Source organism: Paenirhizobium daejeonense, assembly GCF_014280875.1.
Classification (GTDB): domain Bacteria; phylum Pseudomonadota; class Alphaproteobacteria; order Rhizobiales; family Rhizobiaceae; genus Allorhizobium; species Allorhizobium daejeonense.
Genome location: NZ_JACLAL010000003.1, coordinates 502,620 through 524,776 on the forward strand (window position 1 = coordinate 502,620; position 22,157 = coordinate 524,776).

Consider the following 22,157-nt stretch of genomic DNA (forward strand, 5'->3'; position numbering starts at 1 on the left):
GTTTCCGGCATCGCCACTGCTGAATCAGAACATCAGGAAATACCCGTAACCGATTCATTTGACTCATCATTGTCGTGGGCCTTTTTGAGCCCTGGCATTTACTGACCCTTAAATGATCGTCCTTATCATTAACGATGCCCGTAAACGAAAGGTTACCAACGGTAGTTTTTTGTTAACGCCGCCGTTTTTTTTCGAGAATGATTCGTCGAAAAGGTGGGTTTGGCATTTGTTAATATGTGTGGCGGGGGGTCTCGCATCACGGGAGTATTGCGTATGAAGTCGCGTGAGAGCCTAGTGCGCCTGAAGGGATTTCAGGTCACAGAAAAACGTCGGCAGTTGCAGCAGTTGCAATCAATGATGTCGGAATTCGAGCGCATGGCGAAGGAACTGGAAAGTCAGATCGCCATCGAAGAAAAGAAGACCGGGATCAGCGATCCTAATCATTTTGCTTATCCTACATTTGCCAAGGCGGCGCGCCAGCGGGCGGACAACCTCCAGGTTTCCATTCGCGAACTCAAGGTCCAGCAGGATGCTGCGGAACTTGCGTTGGAAGAAGCCGAGGCCGAACATGCAAAAGCTGCTGCGCTGGAAGAGCGGGACGGCCAGATGCGGGCGCGCGCCTAACTCAGGGCAAGCGTTCATATCGAACAATAAAACGGTCGGAGTGGCGCGGACTTTCCGCGACCGCGTCCGGCCGTTTTCTTCGTTCGGGGGAAGCATGTCGCGCTCGTGAAGATCAGCCCTTCACGCTTCATCCTGTCTCGTTACATCAAAATCGTCGTGCGCCTTTGCGGGGCGCGCGTCGGGTTCTTTTGCCAAATGTGTCAGCCTTGCGCCTTAACCACATCGCTCCATTCCGGATGACGTAGCGACTGGGCGCGAAAGAACGGGCAGAGCGGAATGATTTGCCAGCCACCGAGGCGGGCCTCTTCGACGACGTGTTTTGCCAGCGCCTGTCCGACGCCCTGACCGCGCATGCTGTCGGGTACCTCCGTATGATCGACGATGATCAGCTTCGGGCTTGCGCGCGAATAGGTCATCATGGCGGGTTCTTCCACGCCATCCACCCGAGCAACGTAGCGGCCACCCGACTTTTCTTCTTCATGGACGATGTTCATCTCGGGATTTCCTTCCATCATTATTGTCCCTTGTGCGGGACGGTCGTGCAATGATAGCCAAACTGCTGGTCGTTTCAACGCATGCTGGCCATGGCCAGAGAAGGAGCACACCGATGCTGTGGTTGAAATCGATCGCTCTGCTGGCTGCGCCGGCTTTCCTGACGCTGGGGCTGATGCTTCCCTTGGTGCGTTTCGAGACGCTATATTTTTTTAGTGAGACGCCTTCGCTGCTCGTCATCGTCGCTTCGCTCTGGCAGGGCGGGGACGAGACGCTCGCCATACTGGTGGCGCTGCTTTCGATTGTTTTCCCGGCCATAAAACTGTTGGGGCTTACGGCGGAAGCCCTGGCGCCGGTATCCTCCCCGGCCGATGGGGATCTGTTGCGGCGGCTGGTGCCGATCCTCGCGAAATGGTCTATGATGGACGTGTTATTGGTTGCGCTGGTTATTGTTGCGGCAAAAACCAGTGGCCTGGCGGAGGCTTTTACCCAACCTGGCCTGTGGTTTTACGCAGGTTCGGCGCTCATTGCGGGATTATTGCCCGCGCTCATCAAACGTCCACAGAGTGGCTGACAAGACATTAAGCGGGCCGATGTTGCGGCCCGCTTCGGGAGGATTCTCTGATTTTGGAAAACGGCGTTTCCTGCCGTTTTACCTTTAGTATCAATGGCGATACTGCTGAATGCGGGTGGTGCGCAGGCCCGGAAGACCGTGGTCGTTGATGGATGACTGCCAGGAAAGGAATTCCTCGACTGTCAGAGTATAGCGCTCGCAGGCTTCCTCAAGGCTCAACAGGCCGCCGCGCACCGCGGCGACAACCTCAGCTTTCCTGCGAATCACCCAGCGGCGCGTATTGGCCGGCGGAAGATCGGCAATGGTCAGCGGGCTGCCATCGGGACCGATGACATATTTCACTCGGGGGCGGATCATTTCGGTCATTGGACTCTCTATACAAACTCAAGACCACACCAGCGCATCCTAGCTCTCCACCTTTAAAATTTGCCTAAGCCCATTGTAAGCATTTGATAATAATTTTCACAGGTTGCCACTGGGGTGGTGGGCCGGTTATCCTTCCCCTGCAGGTTGACGTTGCGTAAAGTTGCGGCATCTGCATAGGAGTTATGCCGATTCAGGAATTTATTCGCTCGAAATTTATTGTAGAAGCCGCATCGGAGCTGGCGTTTCGGCGCGTTCATTTCTTGTTGGTCGCCAACGAAGACGACCTGACCGGTGATCTCGATTGGGTTCAGGTGAACGGGATCTGGCCCGTTTCCTGCTTGGCTGGTGAAACTCGTTTGATCGAAATTCTTTAGCGGACGAGCGAATTGCAATTCGCTCGAAAGGAGCGTGATGTTCAGGGTGAACGAAGCCGTCTGTCGGGACGGTGAAGATGGTGCGGTCAAGACTGCGCCCGCCGACGAAAGCGGCCTTTGCGCGCTTGGTCAGGAGTTCGCCGCGATCGGACGCAAGAACGATCTGCCGTTTTTTCTGGTGACGAGCTTTCCCAAGGCCGACAAGCCGGGGTTTGTCGCGAACCTGTTGCTGACCAACTGGCCGGCGGATCTGGTTGCCTCCTATGGGGCAAGCGATACGTTCGCATCGAGCGCACTGCTTGCTCGCCTTAAGGCCACCATAATGCCGGTCTTTACCGCGAACTGCCCCTTTCCGGCGGTCCAGGATGTTGCCGGCGATATGGTTCTGGAGGCGTTTCGCTCCCGTGGTCTGAATTCGACCATAGCCTTCAGCCTGCACGACCGGATGCTCGCCCATTATATCGTTGCCTTTTCGGGCCAGCGGCAGGCGCCAGAGAGAGCAGAGATGGCGGCTATCCATTATGACTGCATCGAACTGATTGACACGTGTTTCGGGCGCCTGCTTCCTCAGGACGGGCCGCGTGAAAAATTGTCGGCTCGGGAGTTGGAATGCTTGCGCTGGTCGGCAGCTGGGAAAAGCAGCGACGAGATCGCCATCATTCTCAATATTTCGAGCCACACGGTGGTCAGCTATCTGAAGAGCGCCATGCGCAAGCTCGATTCTGTGAACCGTATGCAGGCGGTCGCGCGCGCCTGCCGTTTCCGGCTGCTCTGATCGGGAAACAAAAAAACGCCCGCCAATGCTTTCGCAAATGGCGGGCCGCCGTTTTCTATTCCTGTGTTGGCCTCAGAAGCCTTTGCCGCCCTTGAGTTCGGATACAACGGTTCCGACTATGATGCGCAGGTCGAGCCAGTAGTTGAAGTTCTCCACATAGTGAAGATCGCAGGCGATGCGGGCACGTGCCTTGCCCGGTCTGTCCGTCGGACCGCGAAGACCGCGCATCTGAGCGAGCCCGGTCATGCCGGGACGCATGACGTGACGGCGATGATATTCCGGCACCAACTCTTCATAAGGCATGCCAGCTGCGAGCATGCCAATGGCATGGCATCGAGGTCCCACGAGCGACATGTCGCCCTTCAGTACGTTCATCAGCTGCGGCAGTTCGTCGATATTGGTGCGGCGAATGATGGCGCCGATCTTGGTGATACGGGGATCACCGGCAACCGTCTGGTTGACGCCTGTCACATCGCAAAGATCCGTCCGCATGGAACGGAACTTGTAGACCCGGATTTTTCGGCAGCCCTTGCCCCAGCGCTGCTGGGTAAAAAGGACGGGACCGGGGCTATCCAGTCGAATCAATGCCGCCACCGTCAGAAGGAAGGGCAACAGGACGAGGAGTGCCGTTGCAGAAAGGACGATATCAGTCAGTCTTTTGATGAAATAATGTGCATGCCCTGCACGTTTTGAGGGCAAGAAGCTTTCTTCCCGATAGTAGTCATCGAGAAGTATAGCAGGGTTCGCCATCTGAAAATGGCGGGGTGCGTGATCGTTTTGGGCTTGCGGGAAACTCAAAATCTTTACCCAGCTCATTAGTTTCGATTGTTGCGAGATGTTGGGACCTATAAATAGTACAGCTCGATGACATTGTCATTACTGTTTTTAACTGTTGGTTAACCTCATCGCGGTTCTTAAGCGCGCAAATGACGGCACTCGCCGTTAAGTTCCCGATTCCATCGGCAAAATTGTTATCGGCTAAATTTGGTCTCATTATGAAGCAGCCATGCAAAAGTGGTATGACTGCTTCCCGGTTGGGTGTGCCAAAGCGGGATGCCTTCACGAAGCGGTCGCGTCGGGGAGTGCAAATTCAAGGACTTCCTCGAGATTGTTGGACAAGCGCAGGCCCCGTCAGTCGTGACCCTAAACATGCCGCTCAACGTGTCTATTACAGCATGACGATGGAAAGCTCGGTGGCAGCCAAGCCGAATTGGAGTTGCGCTGAGCCCGAATGATGCACGGTCAGAATGTCTCCGGCCGCTAGGCTGGCAATTGCCACCACCGATCGACTGCCGGCTGGTCCCGTGGCGGCAGCGAGTGTGGTCATGTCGTTTTGGCGAAGGCTTGCGGAGTGGCTGGTGGCAGACAATACGGTCACGCCCAGCGCAAGAAGATAGAGGCCTGTTATTGGGACGACCAGACCGCTACCGTGCCCTGACGTTAGGGGCGCTCCGAGGAGAAAGCCGCCGGCCGAAGCATGCAGGTCGTCAAAACCCGTCACGGTGCCGTCGGCAATCGTAAGCGTGGCAGTCGATCTCGCGGCCCGAGCGAGGGGGCGATGGTCCATCGTGACTACGCCATCCGGCGAGACGGCAAGCGCCGTTTTCCACTCTGCGCCATTGTCGCTTACCTTGATAGAGAAGCCATCATCGCCGGCAAGCCCCATCTCCGCCTTTCCCTGCCAGCCGGATTGGAAAAGGAGCGATGCCGTGTCGCCGGTCGCAGCCTTGTTGATCTTTACACGATGATCGTTGCCGGCATGATTGAAGAGGCTCGCCGGTGAGGAAAGCGACAGGCGGTTCGTCGCGTCGGCGGAGGTCGAGATGCCAAGGGTAGAGACTTCCGTTTCCGACGGCATGGAAATGTCGTGCCAGGCGTCCGCCGAGAAAACCTTGATCTTGTTGTCGATCATATCGAGGGCGCGCCAGCCGCTTTTCGGGGTTATGAAGATCCACGCGTCATCCTGGCGGAAGGCAAGCCGCTCGCTTCTCCCGGAGAAAGCGCCGGTAGCGGGAGAGACGACCCAGTAGCAGTCACCCTCTTCGGCCTCAGTCGGTGGTTCATGCAGGCTGCCGGCCATCGTCAACTGGACGATGGCGTCCAGTCGCTGCAGCGCTTCGTTGTGGGTCACGTGTTTCTGCGCCTGCGCCGGCAGAATATAGGGAAGGGCGAGATTGCTGGTGATATCGGACATGCGTTTGGGGCTCCGTTTTGCTGCGCTTCGGTTCCCTCTTTGTGCGAGGGGCCGATGCGAGGTTCATGGAGTCATCCTGAAGCAGGCTTGGTGGAGGGGGACGAAATCCGTATCCGCTCTTGAAAAGGCTTGTTTTTATCGGTTTTTCGTCCGACGTTTACGGCTGTTTTCCCCAAGCGATGAAGTCGGGGTTGGCGAAATCGCGGAGGTCCTTCCGGCCGCGTTTACCGTATGTCAGGGGTAGTCCATCGAGTGTCAGCGTGATGCCTCCGGCCGCTCGCAGCACGGCATCGCCTGCTGCCGTGTCCCATTCCATGGTGCAGCCGAAGCGGGGGTAAAGGTCGGCGCTGCCTTCCGCCAGCAGGCAGAACTTGAGCGAAGAGCCGACCACGCCGCGGTCGGTGATGTCGTTCGCGGTCAAGTATTCCATGGTGGCCGGGCTGTTGTGGGAGCGGCTGATCAGAGCCTTCGGGTGTGCCGGAGTGGTGCGCGTGGCGATCGGTGTCCGTTCGCTTACCCGGAACTCGTCATTCACCGTCAGCTTGAATGCGCCTTCCGATGATCCCGAATAGGCCACGCCAAGCGCCGGGGCGTAGACGAAGCCCGCGACTGGCCGGCCGGTCTCGATGAGTGCGATGTTGACGGTAAAGTCGCAGTGCCCACCGACAAATTCCCTGGTGCCATCCAGCGGATCTACGAGCAGGAAACGCCCGGCCGTTTCCGGTATACGGCCGGCGGCAACGGATTCCTCGGCGACGACCGGGATCGTTCCAAGGTTTTCGGAGACATGGGCGAGAATGATCCGTTCGGCGTACTCGTCGGCTTCGGTCACTGGCGAGTGATCCGCCTTCAGGCGGACATCAGGCCCGGCGCGACAGATTTCCATGATCGCGCGGCCGGCATCCAGTGCCGCCTTCTCGAATATTGCCAGCATGCCTCTCTAATGGCCCCGTATTCAACTCGTGTCGCGTTGCTTATGCGGCAGGCGCGCGCTCATGCCAATGGTTCTTCATGCTTTTCCGCTTAAAGGTGAACCCGACGTTTTGCTCGGGAGAAGATTAGGCCGGAAAGAAGATATGTCAGGTCCCAATCTTGTTATTTCCCGTCCTATTCTGGCTTGCTCTTTAGCTGGCGTGTGCGAATGTGCATCGAAATCTCGACAGGATGCCCGATGCGTTATTCCGCTTTCTCGATTTTTAAACAGGCTCTTTCCGGGAATCGGAACTGGGCGCCCATGTGGCGTGAACCCACGCCCAAGCCGCATTATGATGTCATCATCGTTGGTGGCGGCGGCCATGGCCTGGCGACGGCCTATTATCTCGCCAAGGAACACGGCATCACCAACGTCGCGGTTCTTGAAAAGGGCTATCTCGGTTCGGGCAATATCGGCCGCAATACGACGATCATCCGATCGAACTACATGCTTGAGGGCAATGAGCCCTTCTACGAACTGTCGATGCAGCTCTGGGAAGGGCTGGAGCAGGATTTCAATTATAATGCCATGGTGAGCCAGCGCGGCATCGTCAACCTCTTCCATTCGGACGGGCAGCGCGACGCCTATGCGCGACGTGGCAATGCCATGCGCATCCATGGCGTCGATGCGGAATTGCTCGACCGGGAGCAGGTGCGCAAGATGATGCCCTATCTCAACTTCGACCATGCCCGCTTTCCGATCCTTGGCGGCCTCCTGCAGAAGCGCGCCGGCACGGCGCGTCACGATGCGGTTGCCTGGGGGTACGGACGCGGTGCGGACAGTCGGGGTGTGGATCTCATCCAGCATTGCGAGGTCACCGGCATCCGTCGTGACGAAAACGGCAGGGTTCTCGGGGTCGAGACCACCAAGGGTTTCATCGGCTGCAACAAGCTGGCGCTTGCCGCCGCCGGCAACACCACGACCGTCGGCCGCATGGCGGGGCTGGATCTGCCGATCGAGACGCATGTGCTGCAGGCTTTCGTGTCGGAAGGCATCAAGCCGGTGATCGACAATGTCATCACCTATGGCGCCGGGCACTTCTATATATCGCAGTCCGACAAGGGCGGCCTCGTGTTCGGGGCGGATATCGACTACTACTCGTCCTATGCCCAGCGCGGCAATCTGGCGACGGTCGAGCATACCATGGAGGAGGGGGTGTCCCTGATCCCTGGCCTGTCGCGTGTCCGGGTGCTGCGCACCTGGGGCGGCGTGATGGACATGAGCATGGACGGCTCGCCGATCATCGACCGCACGCCGATCGACAATCTCTACCTCAACTGCGGCTGGTGCTATGGCGGCTTCAAGGCCACGCCGGCATCGGGCTTCTGTTACGCGCATCTGATCGCGAAGAACGAGCCGCACCCCGTAGCAAGGCTGCTGCGTCTTGACCGTTTCCGTCGTGGCTTCGCCATCGACGAAGGCGGCAAGGGCCCGCAACCCAATCTGCACTGAGACAAGACCATGGCCAGCCTTATCAAATGCCCGCATTGCGGGGTCCGCCCGAAGGAAGAGTTCTCCATTCGTGGTGATGCTTCGATAGTGCGTCCAGCGCCGTCGGCTTCCGATGAAGAATGGTACTCCTACGTCTTCGTGCGCGACAATCCCAAGGGACGCATACAGGAATACTGGCATCATGCCTCCGGTTGCCGGCGCTGGCTTGTCGTCGAGCGTGACAATGCGATGAGCCACGAGGTGTATTCCGTCACCGATGCTGCCGAAAAGGCGAAGGAGGCTGGCCGATGACCGGTTATCGTCTGTCGAGCGGTGGTATCATCAACCGCAGCCGAGCCATTTCCTTCCGTTTCGACGGTCGTGAATTCAAGGGCTTCGAGGGCGATACGCTCGCCTCGGCGTTGATCGCCAACGACCAGATTCTGGTCGGCCGCAGCTTCAAGTATCACCGCCCGCGCGGCATCGTGACTGCCGGTTCGGCCGAACCCAATGCATTGGTGACGATCGGCAAGGGTGGCCGCACCGAGCCGAATACGCGGGCGACGGTTGCGGAACTCTATCACGGGCTGGAGGCGGTGAGCCAGAACCGCTGGCCCTCGCTGAACTACGATATCGGTTCGGTCAACAGCCTGCTGTCGCCCTTCCTCGGCGCAGGCTTCTACTACAAGACCTTCATGTGGCCGAAGAGCTTCTGGGAAAAGGTCTACGAGCCGCTGATCCGCAAGGCCGCCGGCCTCGGCAAGGCGGTGATGGAGGTGGATCCGGACCGCTACGAAAAATCTTGGGCGCATTGCGACTTGCTGGTGATCGGTTCTGGTCCCACGGGCCTCACGGCTGCCCTTGCCGCCGGTCGCGCGGGGCTGCGTGTCATTCTCGCCGATGAAGGCTTCCGGTTTGGCGGTTCGCTTCTCTCTGAGAAGTTGTCGGTCGGTGGCGTTTCGTCCGCCGATTATGCCCAGAGCGTGGTGGACGAGCTCAAGAGCCTGCCGAACGTAACGCTGATGCCGCGCACCACCGTGTTCGGCTGGTATGACGATAATGTTTTCGGTGCGGTCGAGAAGGTGCAGAAGCATGTGGCGCAGCCGCTGCCGGAACTGCCGGTCGAGCGGCTCTGGCGCATCGTCGCCCGCAACGCCATCCTTGCGACGGGCGCGGAAGAGCGTCCGCTTGTGTTTGGCGGCAATGACAAGCCGGGTGTGATGACGTCGGGTGCCGTCCGTACCTATCTCAATCGATACGGCGTGGCCCCCGGCCATGAAGTGGCGGTGTTCACCAATGGCGGCGCCGGTTATCGCTCCGCTCAGGACCTGGTTGCCGCGGGTATCGGCGTTTCGGTCGTGATCGACGGTCGTGCAGCGTCTTCCGATCAGGCACCGGCCGGTGTCCGCGTCATTCGCGGCGGTTCCGTGGTCGCGACCAAGGGCGGCAAACGCATTTCCGGCCTGATCGTCGAGCGTTCCGGACATCAGGAAGAGATCGCCTGCGATGCGCTGGCGATGTCCGGCGGCTTCAGCCCGGTCATTCATCTTGCCTGCCAGCGCGGCTCCAAGCCGGTTTGGTCGGATGCGCATCAGGCCTTCCTTGCACCGGATGTTGGGGCTGGTCTCGCAATCGCCGGCTCGGCCGCAGGTCTCGCTTCCCTGTCGGAATGCCTGAAGGACGGTGCCGACAAGGCCCATGCCATCATCGGCGCGCAGGGGCGGCTGGTCGGTTCGGTAGAGCTCCCCGAGGTCGAGGGTGAATACGACGCTTCCTTCGCCCCGCTCTGGTATGTCGCTGGCGCCAAGCAAAAGGCCTTCATCGATTTCCAGAACGACGTGCACATCAAGGATCTGAGCCTTGCCCAGCGCGAGGCGATGGGTCACGTCGAGCACACCAAGCGCTATACGACGGGTGGCATGGCAACTGATCAGGGCAAGCTCGGCAACGTCAATGCGGCCGGCATCATCGCCGGCATGCGCGGTGTCTCCCCGGCCGAGATCGGGACCACGACGTTCCGGCCCTTCTATACGCCGGTATCTTTCGGCGCGATGGCCGGTGCCAGCCGGGCGGAACATTCCCGCCCCGTGCGCCAGTCTCCGCTGCATGGCTGGGCCAAGAAAAACGGTGCGGTCTTCGTCGAGACGGGGCTATGGTATCGTTCTTCATGGTTCCCGAAGGACAGCGAGAAATCGTGGCGCGAAAGCGTCGACCGCGAAGTGTTGAACGTTCGCGCCAATGCCGGCCTTTGCGATGTGTCGACGCTCGGCAAGATCGAAGTGTTTGGCAAGGACGCGGCCGAGTTCCTGAACCGGCTCTATTCCAACGCCTTCGTCAAGCTTCCCGTCGGAAAGGCCCGTTATGGCCTGATGCTAAGGGAAGACGGCATGGTCTATGACGACGGCACGACCAGCCGTCTTTCGGAAGACCATTTCTTCGTGACGACCACGACGGCCTATGCCGGCGAGATCATGACCCACATGGAATTCGCCGCCCAGACCTTCTGGCCGGACCTCGACGTGCGGTTCGTCTCTTCTTCCGACCAGTGGGCGCAGATGTCGCTTGCCGGGCCGAAGGCGCGGCTGATCCTCGAGCAGATTGTGGACGAGGATCTTTCGAACGAGGCGTTCCCGTTCCTCTCTGCCCGTGAAGTCATGCTCAAGGGCGGGCTGAAGGCGCGGCTCTTCCGCATCTCCTTCTCCGGCGAACTGGCCTATGAAATCGCCGTGCCCGCCGGTTTCGGCGAGGCGGTCGCGGATGCGATCATGGAGGCGGGCAAGCCGCATGGCATCTGCGCTTATGGCGTCGAGGCGCTGAACGTGCTGCGCATTGAAAAGGGTCACGTCACGCACAACGAACTCGACGGACGAACGACGCCTGACGATGTCGGCCTCGGCCGCATGTTTTCGACCCAGAAGCAGGATTTCATCGGCAAGCGCATGTCTAGCCGCTTCGGCCTGACTGCCGCGGACCGGCCGCAACTTGTCGGCCTGAAGCCGGTGGAGGCGGACAAGGAAATCAAGGCGGGCGCACATTTGCTGAAGGAAGGTGCGAAACCCTCCATGCTCAACGACCAGGGCCATGTTTCATCGGTCTGCTTCTCGCCGTCGCTCGGCCACTACATCGCGCTCGCCATGCTGAAATCCGGCCGCGAGCGTATCGGCGAAAAGATCGTCGTCTGGGATGGCCTGCGCGGCACGGAAGTGCTGGCGGAAGTCTGCAGCCCGGTCTTCGTCGACCCTGACAACAAGAAGCTTCACCTTTGAGGATCGCCACCGTGCCAACGAATTTCGCCTACCGGCATGCGCTCGAGGACCACATCGCAGGCTTCGAAGGAGATGCCAATCCGCATCATCTGACGGTTCTGACACGGCCGACGGTGTTTTCCGTCATGGCGCGAACGGGTCATGAGGCCGATATTGCCGGCGCGCTCGATGCGATGGAAGAGATTTCCGCTCGCTTCGTTTCTCCGTCCGAATGGCTTGTGGTATCGGAAATCCTTGGAGCTGAAGCACTGGCCCGCGATCTTGCGGCGCTGGGCTCCGAGCGGGCCTCCTTCATCGAGCAAAGCGACGGCCGCGTCGTCATGCGCATCGCAGGGCCGAAGGTTCGCCAGATACTGGCGAAATGTGTTGCCGCCGACCTGCATCCGGATGTCTTCGTGATCGGGCAGGCCGCCAACATGCTGTGCTGCCATGTGACGGCAAATGTCGCCCGCACGGGAGACGACGAATTCGAGCTTGCCGTCATGCGCTCCTATGCGGGCTATGTGTTCGACGAACTCATGGAAATGGGCCGCGAGTTCGCCATGTCGTCAGGGCTCTCCGCCGGCTGACTATGGCTTCGCGAGCGGCTGTCGTCGCTGGACAGCCTTGTGAGAAACTATAGAGCCTGCCGCAGGATGGTCTTGCGGCAGGCTTTATCCGTCTTGGTCCCACCCTCTGCCTTCACCGGGTGTTCCGCAACCGACCCCGCGCTTGGCCGCGAAGACGGGTGGCGCGGACGGGATAAAAATTATGTCCGAAGCGACATTTCGTTTCGCAGTACGGACTATTGGACGAAAAAAATAGCCACTAGGCTGACTCTGGATTTTTGACTTTCAACGCGGAATTTCAGGCCCTTCTCGGCCGTCGCAAAACCGGAGATTTTACATGAAGAGCCATGCCAGGGTCGTCGTCATCGGCGGTGGTGTCGTCGGATGTTCGGTGCTCTATCACCTGACGAAATTCGGCTGGACAGATGTCGTCCTGCTTGAGCGCTCGGAGCTGACTTCGGGCTCCACATGGCATGCCGCCGGTGGCATCCACACCATCAACGGCGATCCGAACGTCGCCAAGCTGCAGAAGTACACGGTCGAACTCTACAAGGAGATCGAGGAGTATTCCGGCCAGGATGTTGGGCTGCACCTGACTTCGGGCCTGATGTTGGCTGCGACCCAGCAGCGTTTCGAATGGCTGAAATCCGTGCTTGCAAAGGGCAAGTATGCCGGCATGGACGCCGAGCTTTTGACCGCGAAGGAAGCAGCGGACATGATGCCGCTGCTCGATCCTAGCCATTTCGTCGGTGCTGTCTATGACCCGAACGAGGGTCATGTCGATCCTTACGGCGTCACTCACGCCTATGCGAAATCGGCGAAGAAGAACGGTGCGGAAATCTACCTGCACACCCGGGTCGAGGACCTCGTCCAGCTGGAAGACGGCACCTGGCGGGTACTGACCGACAAGGGCGAAATCCGTGCCGAGCACATCGTCAATGCCGGTGGCCTGTGGGCGCGCGAGGTCGGCCGCATGGTCGGTCTGGAACTGCCGGTGCTCGCCATGGAGCACATGTACCTCATTACCGAGGATATGCCCGAGGTTATCGAATACAACCAGAAGAGCGGCAAGGAGATCCAGCACTGCGTGGACTTCGACGGCGAGATCTATCTCCGTCAGGAACGCAACGGCATGCTGATGGGGACCTATGAGAAGGCCTGCCGTCCGTGGTCGCCGCTCACCACCCCGTGGGATTTCGGCCATGAATTGCTGGCCGAGGATCTGGAACGTATCGCGCCCGAACTCGAGGTTGGCTTCCGCCACTTCCCGGCATTCAATAAGGCCGGGATCAAGAAGATCATCAATGGTCCCTTCACCTTCTCGCCGGATGGCAATCCGCTTGTCGGGCCGGTTCGCGGCATGACTAACTACTGGTCCGCCTGCGCTGTCATGGCCGGCTTCAGTCAGGGTGGTGGCGTGGGGCTTGCGCTCGCCAACTGGATGATCCACGGCGATCCGGGCTTCGACGTCTTCGCCATGGACGTCTCCCGCTATGGTGACTACGCAACGCTTGCCTATACCAACGCCAAGGTTCGCGAGAACTATACCCGCCGCTTCTCCATCCGCTTCCCGAACGAAGAGCTGCCTGCGGCGCGTCCTCTGCTGACCACGCCGATCTATGACAAGCTGAAGGCTGCCGGTGCCGTCTTCGGTGCGTCCTATGGTCTGGAAACGCCGCTGTGGTTTGCACCAGAGGGCGTGGAGGACAAGTTTTCATGGCGGCGTTCGACCGATTTCGATTCGGTCGGTGCCGAAGCCAAGGCCGTACGGGCCGGGGTGGGCCTGATGGAGACGTCCGGTTTCGCCAAATACTCCGTTTCCGGCGAGGGCGCGCGCGAGTGGCTCGATGCTCTGCTTGCCGGGCGCATTCCGCCGGCGGGTCGCATGGCGCTGTCGCCGATGCTGAACGAGGCGGGCAAGCTCATCGGCGATTTCACCGTTGCCAATCTCGATGAAGAGGAATTCCTTGTCATCGGTTCGGGCATTGCCGAAGAATATCACATGCGCTGGTTCGAGCAGCATTTACCGGATGACGGTTCCGTCGAGGTCAATCCGCTCGGGCTCGGCCTAGTTGGCCTTTCGATCGCTGGCCCCCGGGCTCGTGACGTGCTGGCGAAACTGACCCATCTCGATGTGTCGGACAGTGCGTTTCCGTTCATGGACATTCGCGAGATGGATATCGGCATGGCGCAGGCCGTCGTAGGGCGTGTCAGCTATACCGGCGATCTCGGTTACGAGATCTGGATGCGTCCGGAATACCAGCGTTATCTTTTCGATGCGATCATGGAAGCAGGCGCTGAATTCGGAATCGGCCTCTTCGGCTTGCGTGCACTTAATTCGCTCAGGCTGGAGAAGTCCTTCGGCAGCTGGTCGCGCGAATACAGGCCGCTCTACGGGCCTCTGGAGGCAGGCCTGTCGCGCTTCGTGGCACTCGGCAAGGCGGTCCACTTTATCGGCAAGGAAGCGGCGCTGAAGGAAAAGGCCGAGGGTGGAAGCCTGCGACTCAGGACCTTCGTGGTTTCCGCCAGGGACGCCGACGTCATCGGCGACGAGCCGATCTTCCTCAATGGTGAGGTGAAGGGTTGGGTGACATCCGGCGGTTTTGCGCATTCAAGCGGCGTTTCGGTGGCGATCGGCTACGTTCCGAAAGAGGTTGCAGATGTGGTTGAAGGCTGGTCGATCGAGATTCTAGGGGAGGAATTGCCGGCCAGATTGCAGCCGCAGCCCCTCTTTGACGCAAATGGTTCGCGCATGCGTTCCTGATGGCTGATGTCCATATCCCCAAAGGAATAGGAAAGGGGGCCGCAGCGATGCGGCCCCTGTCTATTTCAAAGGCATTTCATGCCGCTTTTTTGATAGAATTGATTTCGTTTGCGCCAAATTGTGAGCAAATGACAATAAAATGCGCGCTAGCCGGGTTTTAGGCTTCACATTTGCGGACAAAACGCTATGGAATTTCTTCATGTTAAGAACCCAAAAGGGCAACATACAAGAGGCACGGGAATATCGCTACCGTGCCCGGGGGATTGGTAATGGAGTACTTCATCCAGCAGCTCATCAACGGGCTGACTCTTGGATCCATCTATGGCCTCGTCGCAATCGGCTATACGATGGTTTACGGCATCATCGGCATGATCAACTTTGCCCATGGTGATATTTTCATGCTTGGCGGCTTCGCCGCTCTTATCGTCTTCCTCATCCTGACATCGTTTTTCGCAGGCATTCCGGTAGCACTCATGCTTCTGGTCATGTTGGTTGTCGCGATGCTGATGACGGGTATATGGAACTGGACCATCGAGCGTGTGGCCTACCGGCCGCTGCGCGGTTCATTCCGCCTCGCGCCGCTGATCACCGCAATCGGCATGTCGATCGCGCTTTCGAACTTCATCCAGGTCACGCAGGGCCCGCGAAACAAGCCTATCCCGGCGCTTGTCAGTGATGTCTATCACTTCGGTGGCATCACCATTTCGCTGAAGCAGCTCATCATCGTCGCCATCACCTCAGTGCTGCTCTTCGCCTTCTGGTACATCGTGAACAAGACGCCTCTCGGCCGTGCACAGCGCGCCACCGAGCAGGACCGCAAGATGGCGGCACTTCTCGGCGTCGATGTCGACCGGACGATCTCCGTAACCTTCGTTATGGGTGCGGCGCTCGCTGCGGTCGCCGGCACGATGTATCTGATGTATTATGGCGTGGCATCGTTCAACGACGGCTTCGTTCCGGGCGTCAAGGCGTTCACCGCGGCTGTTCTTGGCGGTATCGGCTCGTTGCCGGGTGCTGTTCTCGGCGGTCTCCTGATCGGTCTCATCGAGTCGCTCTGGTCCGCGTACTTCAGCATCGCCTACAAGGATGTCGCAACCTTCGGCATCCTGGCATTCGTGCTGATCTTCAAGCCCACGGGTATCCTGGGCCGACCGGAAGTCGAGAAGGTCTGACCTCATGACAAATTCTGCAAACGTGACCGGTGCACCTCAATCCGGAACCCTTGCGCGCGCGATCAAGGAAGGCATTTTTGCCGGTGTTCTCGCCCTTGGCCTGTTCATTCTCTATGTCGGCATCAAGACCGATCAGGACATCAATAATGCCCTGATCTGGTATCCGCGATGGGGCCTTCTGGCGATCTTCGTGGCGATTGCCGCGATCGGCCGCTTCCTCATCGTCGGCTTTTTCCATCCGTGGGCCCGCGCCCGCAAGGAACTTCGTGCACAGGTGCCGGTACACGAGATCGAAGCCAAGCCTTCCTTCTTCCACCAGCATTTCCTGAAGATCGCCCTTCTGGCGCTGCTTCTCTACCCGCCTGTCATCGTCGCGCTGACCGGTCTGCAAGGCTCGCTGAAATATGTCGACAACTTCGGCATTCAGATCCTGATCTATGTCATGCTGGCGTGGGGCCTGAACATCGTGGTGGGTCTCGCCGGTCTGCTCGACCTCGGCTATGTCGCCTTCTACGCGGTCGGTGCCTATTCTTACGCGCTGTTGTCGCAGCAGTTCGGCCTGTCCTTCTGGGTCCTGCTGCCGCTGTCCGGCATTCTCGCAGCCTTCTGGGGCATCATCCTCGGTTTCCCGGTCTTGCGTCTTCGCGGTGATTACCTTGCCATCGTGACGCTGGCCTTCGGTGAGATCATCCGTCTCGTCCTCATCAACTGGACGGATGTGACCAAGGGCACGTTCGGCATCTCCGGCATTCCGAAGGCAACGCTGTTCGGCATCAAGTTCGATGCGTCGGCAACCGGGTTTGCCAAGACCTTCGGTCTGCCGATGTCTTCGGTCTACTACAAGATCTTCCTCTTCTACATCATTCTCGCGCTTTGCCTGCTGACGGCCTATGTGACGATCCGTCTTCGCCGGATGCCGATCGGCCGTGCATGGGAAGCGCTGCGCGAAGACGAGATCGCCTGCCGCTCGCTCGGCATCAACACCGTGGCGACCAAGCTTACGGCCTTTGCGACCGGAGCGATGTTCGGCGGCTTCGCCGGCTCCTTCTTCGCGGCGCGCCAGGGCTTTGTTTCCCCGGAAAGCTTCGTCTTCCTGGAATCGGCCGTCATTCTCGCCATCGTCGTTCTAGGCGGCATGGGTTCGCTGACGGGTATCGCCATTGCGGCCATAGTGATGGTCGGCGGCACCGAGTTGCTGCGTGAAATGGAATTCCTGAAGGTCGTCTTCGGGCCTGACTTCACGCCGGAACTCTACCGCATGCTGTTGTTCGGTCTGGCCATGATCGTCGTGATGCTGTTCAAGCCGCGTGGCTTCGTCGGCTCGCGTCAACCGACAGCCTTCCTCAAGGAGAGCAAGGCAGTCTCGGGAAGCTTCACCAAGGAAGGTCACGGCTGATGACTTCCGGAACCACTACGATGACGAACGACACGATCCTCAAAGTCGAACATCTCTCGATGAAGTTCGGCGGCCTGATGGCCATCAACGACTTCTCCTTCGAGGCCAAGCGCGGCGATATTACCGCCCTGATCGGCCCGAACGGGGCGGGCAAAACGACGGTGTTCAACTGCATCACCGGCTTCTACAAGCCGACCATGGGCATGATCACGATGACCCAGAAATCCGGCAGGCAATTCCTTTTGGAGCGCTTGCCGGACTTCGAGATCCCCAAGAAGGCGAAGGTGGCGCGTACCTTCCAGAACATCCGTCTGTTCTCGGGCCTGACTGTTCTGGAAAATCTGCTGGTGGCCCAGCACAACGCGTTGATGAAGGCTTCGGGCTTCACCGTGCTCGGCCTTCTCGGGCTGCCGACCTACAAGCGCGCAGCGGCCGAGGCGATCGAGAAGGCCAAGTACTGGCTGGAGAAGGCGGATCTGACCGATCGCGCCGACGATCCGGCCGGCGATCTGCCCTACGGTGCGCAGCGTCGTCTGGAGATCGCGCGCGCCATGTGCACGGGTCCGGAACTGCTCTGCCTCGACGAACCGGCGGCCGGTCTGAACCCGAAGGAGTCTCTGGCGCTCAACACGCTCCTGCGTTCCATTCGTAACGAGGGAACCTCGCTGTTGCTGATCGAGCACGACATGTCTGTGGTCATGGAAATCTCCGACCATGTCGTGGTGCTCGAATACGGCCAGAAGATCTCGGACGGCACGCCGAACGAAGTAAAGAACGACCCGAAGGTGATCGCCGCCTATCTGGGTGTCGAGGATGAAGAGTTGACCGACGCAATTTCCGAGGTCGAAGCCGTTGCCGGGAGTGAAGATTGATGACCGGTGAACCGCTTCTGAAAGTACAGGGTGTCGAAACCTACTACGGCAATATCCGGGCGCTGGCCGGGGTGGATGTCGAAGTGCGCCCGGGGGAAATCGTCAGCCTGATCGGCGCCAACGGCGCCGGCAAGTCGACGCTGATGATGACGATCTGCGGCAGCCCGCAGGCCCGCACCGGCTCGATCATCTTCGACGGCACCGATATCACCAAGATGCCGACGCACATGATCGCCCGCCGGCGTATCGCCCAGTCGCCGGAAGGGCGTCGTATCTTCCCGCGCATGACAGTTCTGGAAAACCTCCAGATGGGTGCAGGTCTCGATAACCTGAAGTATTTCCATGAGGACGTGGAGAAGGTCTTCACCATGTTCCCGCGTCTCAAGGAACGTCAGAGCCAGCGCGGCGGCACGCTCTCCGGCGGCGAGCAGCAGATGCTTTCCATCGGCCGTGCGCTGATGGCGCGTCCGAAGCTGCTTCTGCTGGACGAGCCGTCGCTCGGTCTCGCACCGCTGATCGTCAAGGGCATCTTCGAGGCGATCAAGAAGCTGAACCAGGAAGAGGGCCTTACGGTCTTCCTCGTGGAGCAGAACGCCTTCGCTGCGCTGAAACTCTCCGATCGTGCCTATGTCATGGTCAACGGCAAGGTCACGATGAGTGGCACGGGTAAGGAGCTGCTTGCGGATCCTTCTGTCCGCGCGGCCTATCTCGAAGGCGGCCACCATTGAGCGGGCAGGGAGAATAGATATGCAAGGCTTGTTTTTCGAAAACGATACCGGCGTCCGCTACGTTCTGCGCTTCCTCGTACTGCTGCTCGGTTTCTGGACCGCGTGGCGGACCGGCAAGGCGGTGGCCGAGGGATGGCACGGTTACCCGACGGTCGTCGTCTATACTTTGCTGCTGGGTTTCGCCATGCGCTTCCTGCACTATGCCCTTTTTCAGGGGCCTATGGTCAGCCCGGCTCTCTATGTCATCGATGTTGTTGTTCTTCTTGTGTTTTCCATTGCCGGCTTCCAGAGCCGCCGGACGACGCAGATGGTCGACAACTACTATTGGCTCTATGAACGGACCTCTCCGTTTTCATGGAAGAAGAAAGATTGACAGCCGCGTTTTTCTCGCCTCACATTGGCGAAAATAACGTGAGCTTTCATAAGAGTGGAACAGCTTTTCCGACGCAGTCATGGTGGGTATTGCGCCGGGTTTCTGAAACCAAACCCGCTTTAAAAATTGGGAGTAACAAAATGAAGAAGTCTCTCCTTTCAGCCGTTGCGCTGACGGCTCTCGTGGCCTTCGGCGGCAACGCCTGGGCTGACGTGCTGATCGGCGTCGGCGGTCCGCTGACCGGCCCGAACGCTGCCTTCGGTGCGCAGCTGCAGAAGGGTGCCGAGCAGGCTGCTGCCGACATCAACGCGGCTGGTGGCATCAACGGCGAACAGATCAAGATCGTTCTCGGTGACGACGTGTCCGACCCGAAGCAGGGCATCTCTGTTGCCAACAAGTTCGTTGCTGATGGCGTCAAGTTCGTTGTCGGTCACTTCAACTCCGGCGTTTCCATCCCGGCTTCCGAAGTCTATGCCGAAAACGGCATTCTCGAAGTGACCCCGGCTGCTACCAACCCGGTTTTCACCGAGCGCGGCCTGTGGAACACCTTCCGTACCTGCGGCCGTGACGACCAGCAGGGCGGCATTGCCGGCGCATATCTCGCCGAGCACTTCAAGGACGCCAAGATTGCCGTCGTTCACGACAAGACCCCGTACGGTCAGGGTCTTGCTGACGAAACCAAGAAGGCCATGAACGCAGCTGGCGTGACGGAAGTCATGTATGAAGGCGTCAACACCGGTGACAAGGACTTCTCCGCTCTCATCGCGAAGATGAAGGAAGCCGGCGTTTCCATCATCTATTGGGGTGGTCTCCACACCGAAGCTGGCCTGATTATCCGTCAGGCTGCTGACCAGGGCCTCAAGGCTACGCTCGTTTCGGGTGACGGTATCGTTTCGAACGAACTGGCATCGATCGCTGGCGACGCCGTTGCCGGCACGCTGAACACTTTCGGCCCGGATCCGACGCTGCGTCCGGAAAACAAGGAACTCGTAGAAAAGTTCAAGGCAGCCGGCTTCAACCCGGAAGCTTACACTCTCTACTCCTACGCTGCCGTTCAGGTCATCGCTGAAGCCGCAAAGGCTGCCGGCTCGCTTGAATCCGAAGCTGTTGCCGAAGCCATGAAGAAGGGCAAGTTCCCGACCGCTCTCGGCGAAATCTCCTTCGACGAAAAGGGCGACCCGAAGCTTCCGGGCTACGTTATGTATGAATGGAAGAAGGGCGCCGACGGCAAGTACACCTACATCCAGCAGGGTACGTGATACGCTTCTGAAATTTGATTACGGAAGCCCGGCCTCGTGCCGGGCTTCTGCGTTTTGTGCCAAGCGTTTTGCTGTGCAGGCCACGTTCAATCGGAAATGGTTCTTAGTCCAACGGACTATATTGCGTCCGCGATCAATTGGGTAATACTCCTCCCGTCTATGAGAGTTGGGAGGCTCACGTTATGCATGGAATGACGATTCCGCACGGGGAGGGAATCTACGATCGCGAGCTGGACAAGAACGCCGCGAACTTTTCCCAGATGACTCCGCTGAGCTTTATCGAGCGCACCGCTCAGGTCTATCCTGGGCGTACCGCCGTGGTGTATGGCGATGTGCGCCGCAACTGGCTGCAGACCTATGACCGTGTTCGCCGCCTCGCCAGCGCGTTGGCCAATCGCGGCATTGGCCGGGGCGACACGGTTGCGGTGATTGCCGCCAACATTCCAGAGATGTTTGAATGCCATTTCGCCGTGCCGATGACCGGCGCGGTCCTGAATGCCGTCAATACGCGGCTAGATGCCGAGGCCATCGCGTTCATTCTGAACCATGGCGAAGCGCGCCTGCTGATCGTCGATCCCGAGTTCGCCGATGTTGCCGAGCGCGCCGTTCATATCGCGGGACGGTCGATCGAAATCATCGACATCATCGATCCTAGCTTTTCCGGCGGGCATCGCCTTGGGGAAACGACCTACGACGATCTCCTGGAGGGGGGCAATCCCAATTTCAAATGGGAGCGGCCGGTTGATGAGTGGGACGCTATCAGCCTTAACTATACCTCCGGTACCACGGGCGATCCGAAGGGTGTCGTCTATCATCATCGCGGCGCGTATCTGAACGCTGTCGGCAATATCCTGACCTGGGGCATGGCCAATCATCCGGTCTATCTCTGGACACTGCCGATGTTTCACTGCAACGGCTGGTGCTTCCCCTGGACGATTGCCGCCGCCGCGGGCACGTCGGTTTGCCTGCGATCCGTGCGTGTGGAGCCGATCTACGATCTTATACGCTCGGAAAAGGTCACGCATTTCTGCGGAGCGCCCATCGTACTCAATCTGCTGGCGCATGCACCGGATGAACTGAAAGCGGGGATCGACCACAAGGTTTCCGTCATGACCGCAGGTGCTGCACCTCCGGCTGCAGTGATCGAGGCGATGGAAGAGCTGGGCTTCGACGTCACCCATACCTATGGCCTGACCGAGACCTATGGTCCGGCCGTCGTCTGCGCATGGCACGACGAGTGGAACGATCACGACATCTCCGAAAAGGCGCGGCTGAAGGCCCGCCAGGGTGTGCGTTACTCGGTGCTCGATGGCCTGATGGTCGCCGATCCGGAAACGCTGGAGCCGGTTCCGAGCGACGGGGAAACCATGGGAGAGATCTTCTTCCGCGGCAACAACGTCATGCGCGGCTACCTGAAGAACCCGTCCTCAAGCGACAAGGCGTTCGCCGGCGGCTGGTTCCATTCCGGAGACCTCGCGGTCTGCCATGCGGATGGCTATATCGAGATCAAGGACCGTTCCAAGGACATCATCATTTCCGGCGGCGAGAACATCTCCTCGATCGAGGTCGAGGGCGTGCTTTATCGTCACCCCGCAGTCATGGAGGCCGCCATCGTTGCCCGGCCGGATGAGAAGTGGGGCGAAACCCCCTGCGCCTTCATTGGTCTGAAGCCGGGAGCGACGGCGACAGAAAGGGAACTGATCGAATTCTGCCGAGCCAACATGGCGCATTACAAGGCGCCGAAGACGGTGGTGTTCGGGCCTCTGCCGAAGACATCGACGGGCAAGATCCAGAAGTTCGTTCTGCGTGAAAAGGCGCGGGCGCTTTGAGAGTGAGATCCGCCATCGAACGGCGAGCATGATATCAAGACAAAAGCCCTTCATCCCCCTGCCGGGACCTTCTCCCCGCGGGCGGGGAGAAGGTGAAGGGCGCGCCGTTGGCACTCCCTCGCCCCGCTTGCGGGGAGAGGGGTGGGG

Annotated in this window: 21 protein-coding genes; 16 read left to right on the forward strand and 5 right to left on the reverse strand. The window is 59.2% G+C overall.

What is annotated here, in order from left to right; translation table 11 throughout:
- The first annotated feature begins 273 nt into the window (after positions 1 to 273).
- Positions 274 to 624, forward strand: a complete 351-nt coding sequence (locus tag H4I99_RS09215; protein ID WP_163905801.1) for a flagellar export protein FliJ — start codon at positions 274 to 276, stop codon at positions 622 to 624.
- A gap of 200 nt (positions 625 to 824) precedes the next feature.
- Here the strand turns inward: H4I99_RS09215 and H4I99_RS09220 are convergent, their stop codons facing one another.
- Positions 825 to 1,118 (reverse strand): GNAT family N-acetyltransferase, encoded by a 294-nt coding sequence (locus H4I99_RS09220; RefSeq protein WP_163900555.1) that lies wholly within the window; start codon positions 1,116 to 1,118, stop codon positions 825 to 827.
- A 113-nt stretch (positions 1,119 to 1,231) separates the two neighbouring features.
- On the opposite strand from H4I99_RS09220, the gene H4I99_RS09225 reads away from it, so the two are divergent.
- On the forward strand, positions 1,232 to 1,690 hold the full coding sequence (locus H4I99_RS09225; RefSeq protein ID WP_163900553.1) for a paraquat-inducible protein A: 459 nt from the start codon (positions 1,232 to 1,234) through the stop codon (positions 1,688 to 1,690).
- 90 nt (positions 1,691 to 1,780) lie between these two features.
- Here the strand turns inward: H4I99_RS09225 and sciP are convergent, their stop codons facing one another.
- On the reverse strand, positions 1,781 to 2,056 hold the full coding sequence (gene sciP, locus H4I99_RS09230; protein WP_006725852.1) for a CtrA inhibitor SciP: 276 nt from the start codon (positions 2,054 to 2,056) through the stop codon (positions 1,781 to 1,783).
- Positions 2,057 to 2,238: 182 nt separating this feature from the next.
- Here sciP and H4I99_RS09235 point away from each other — a divergent pair, with 182 nt between their 5' ends.
- Both H4I99_RS09235 and H4I99_RS09240 read left to right on the forward strand, forming a co-directional pair.
- On the forward strand, positions 2,239 to 2,430 hold the full coding sequence (locus H4I99_RS09235) for a hypothetical protein (protein WP_163900550.1): 192 nt from the start codon (positions 2,239 to 2,241) through the stop codon (positions 2,428 to 2,430).
- A 37-nt stretch (positions 2,431 to 2,467) separates the two neighbouring features.
- Positions 2,468 to 3,205 (forward strand): helix-turn-helix transcriptional regulator, encoded by a 738-nt coding sequence (locus tag H4I99_RS09240; RefSeq protein WP_163900548.1) that lies wholly within the window; start codon positions 2,468 to 2,470, stop codon positions 3,203 to 3,205.
- 72 nt (positions 3,206 to 3,277) lie between these two features.
- Here H4I99_RS09240 and H4I99_RS09245 read toward each other — a convergent pair whose 3' ends face one another.
- From H4I99_RS09245 to cysQ, 3 genes are all read right to left on the reverse strand, one after another.
- A complete protein-coding gene (locus H4I99_RS09245; RefSeq protein ID WP_244624986.1) occupies positions 3,278 to 3,904 on the reverse strand; it encodes a sugar transferase in 627 nt (208 codons plus the stop codon).
- A gap of 469 nt (positions 3,905 to 4,373) precedes the next feature.
- A complete protein-coding gene (locus H4I99_RS09250; protein WP_163900545.1) occupies positions 4,374 to 5,399 on the reverse strand; it encodes a DUF2793 domain-containing protein in 1,026 nt (341 codons plus the stop codon).
- Between the two features lie 157 nt (positions 5,400 to 5,556).
- Entirely contained in the window at positions 5,557 to 6,333 is a 777-nt protein-coding gene (gene cysQ, locus H4I99_RS09255) for a 3'(2'),5'-bisphosphate nucleotidase CysQ (RefSeq protein ID WP_163900543.1), read from the reverse strand.
- 237 nt (positions 6,334 to 6,570) lie between these two features.
- On the opposite strand from cysQ, the gene H4I99_RS09260 reads away from it, so the two are divergent.
- From H4I99_RS09260 to H4I99_RS09315, 12 genes are all read left to right on the forward strand, one after another.
- The gene (locus tag H4I99_RS09260) at positions 6,571 to 7,824 is read left to right on the forward strand and encodes a sarcosine oxidase subunit beta family protein (protein ID WP_163900541.1); all 1,254 of its coding nucleotides are present in this window, start codon (positions 6,571 to 6,573) and stop codon (positions 7,822 to 7,824) included.
- A gap of 9 nt (positions 7,825 to 7,833) precedes the next feature.
- Positions 7,834 to 8,115, forward strand: coding sequence for a sarcosine oxidase subunit delta (locus H4I99_RS09265; protein ID WP_163900539.1), 282 nt, complete (start codon positions 7,834 to 7,836; stop codon positions 8,113 to 8,115).
- Positions 8,112 to 11,069: a sarcosine oxidase subunit alpha family protein gene (locus tag H4I99_RS09270; protein WP_163900537.1), complete on the forward strand. Its 2,958-nt coding sequence runs from the start codon at positions 8,112 to 8,114 to the stop codon at positions 11,067 to 11,069. The genes H4I99_RS09265 and H4I99_RS09270 overlap by 4 nt, the downstream gene beginning before the upstream one ends.
- Before the next feature lie 11 nt (positions 11,070 to 11,080).
- Positions 11,081 to 11,638 (forward strand): sarcosine oxidase subunit gamma, encoded by a 558-nt coding sequence (locus tag H4I99_RS09275; protein WP_163900535.1) that lies wholly within the window; start codon positions 11,081 to 11,083, stop codon positions 11,636 to 11,638.
- A 316-nt stretch (positions 11,639 to 11,954) separates the two neighbouring features.
- Complete coding sequence (locus H4I99_RS09280) at positions 11,955 to 14,381, forward strand: GcvT family protein (RefSeq protein WP_163900533.1); 2,427 nt, start codon at positions 11,955 to 11,957, stop codon at positions 14,379 to 14,381.
- Positions 14,382 to 14,650: 269 nt separating this feature from the next.
- A complete protein-coding gene (locus H4I99_RS09285; protein WP_163900532.1) occupies positions 14,651 to 15,553 on the forward strand; it encodes a branched-chain amino acid ABC transporter permease in 903 nt (300 codons plus the stop codon).
- A gap of 4 nt (positions 15,554 to 15,557) precedes the next feature.
- Positions 15,558 to 16,949 (forward strand): high-affinity branched-chain amino acid ABC transporter permease LivM, encoded by a 1,392-nt coding sequence (gene livM, locus H4I99_RS09290; protein ID WP_163900530.1) that lies wholly within the window; start codon positions 15,558 to 15,560, stop codon positions 16,947 to 16,949.
- On the forward strand, positions 16,949 to 17,821 hold the full coding sequence (locus H4I99_RS09295; protein ID WP_163900528.1) for an ABC transporter ATP-binding protein: 873 nt from the start codon (positions 16,949 to 16,951) through the stop codon (positions 17,819 to 17,821). The genes livM and H4I99_RS09295 overlap by 1 nt, the downstream gene beginning before the upstream one ends.
- A complete protein-coding gene (locus H4I99_RS09300) occupies positions 17,821 to 18,549 on the forward strand; it encodes an ABC transporter ATP-binding protein (protein ID WP_163900526.1) in 729 nt (242 codons plus the stop codon). The genes H4I99_RS09295 and H4I99_RS09300 overlap by 1 nt, the downstream gene beginning before the upstream one ends.
- A gap of 19 nt (positions 18,550 to 18,568) precedes the next feature.
- Entirely contained in the window at positions 18,569 to 18,922 is a 354-nt protein-coding gene (locus H4I99_RS09305; protein ID WP_163900524.1) for a DUF6867 family protein, read from the forward strand.
- A gap of 140 nt (positions 18,923 to 19,062) precedes the next feature.
- Positions 19,063 to 20,181, forward strand: a complete 1,119-nt coding sequence (locus tag H4I99_RS09310) for a branched-chain amino acid ABC transporter substrate-binding protein (protein ID WP_163900522.1) — start codon at positions 19,063 to 19,065, stop codon at positions 20,179 to 20,181.
- Positions 20,182 to 20,363: 182 nt separating this feature from the next.
- Positions 20,364 to 22,010, forward strand: a complete 1,647-nt coding sequence (locus H4I99_RS09315; protein WP_425314370.1) for an acyl-CoA synthetase — start codon at positions 20,364 to 20,366, stop codon at positions 22,008 to 22,010.
- Positions 22,011 to 22,157 lie beyond the last annotated feature (147 nt).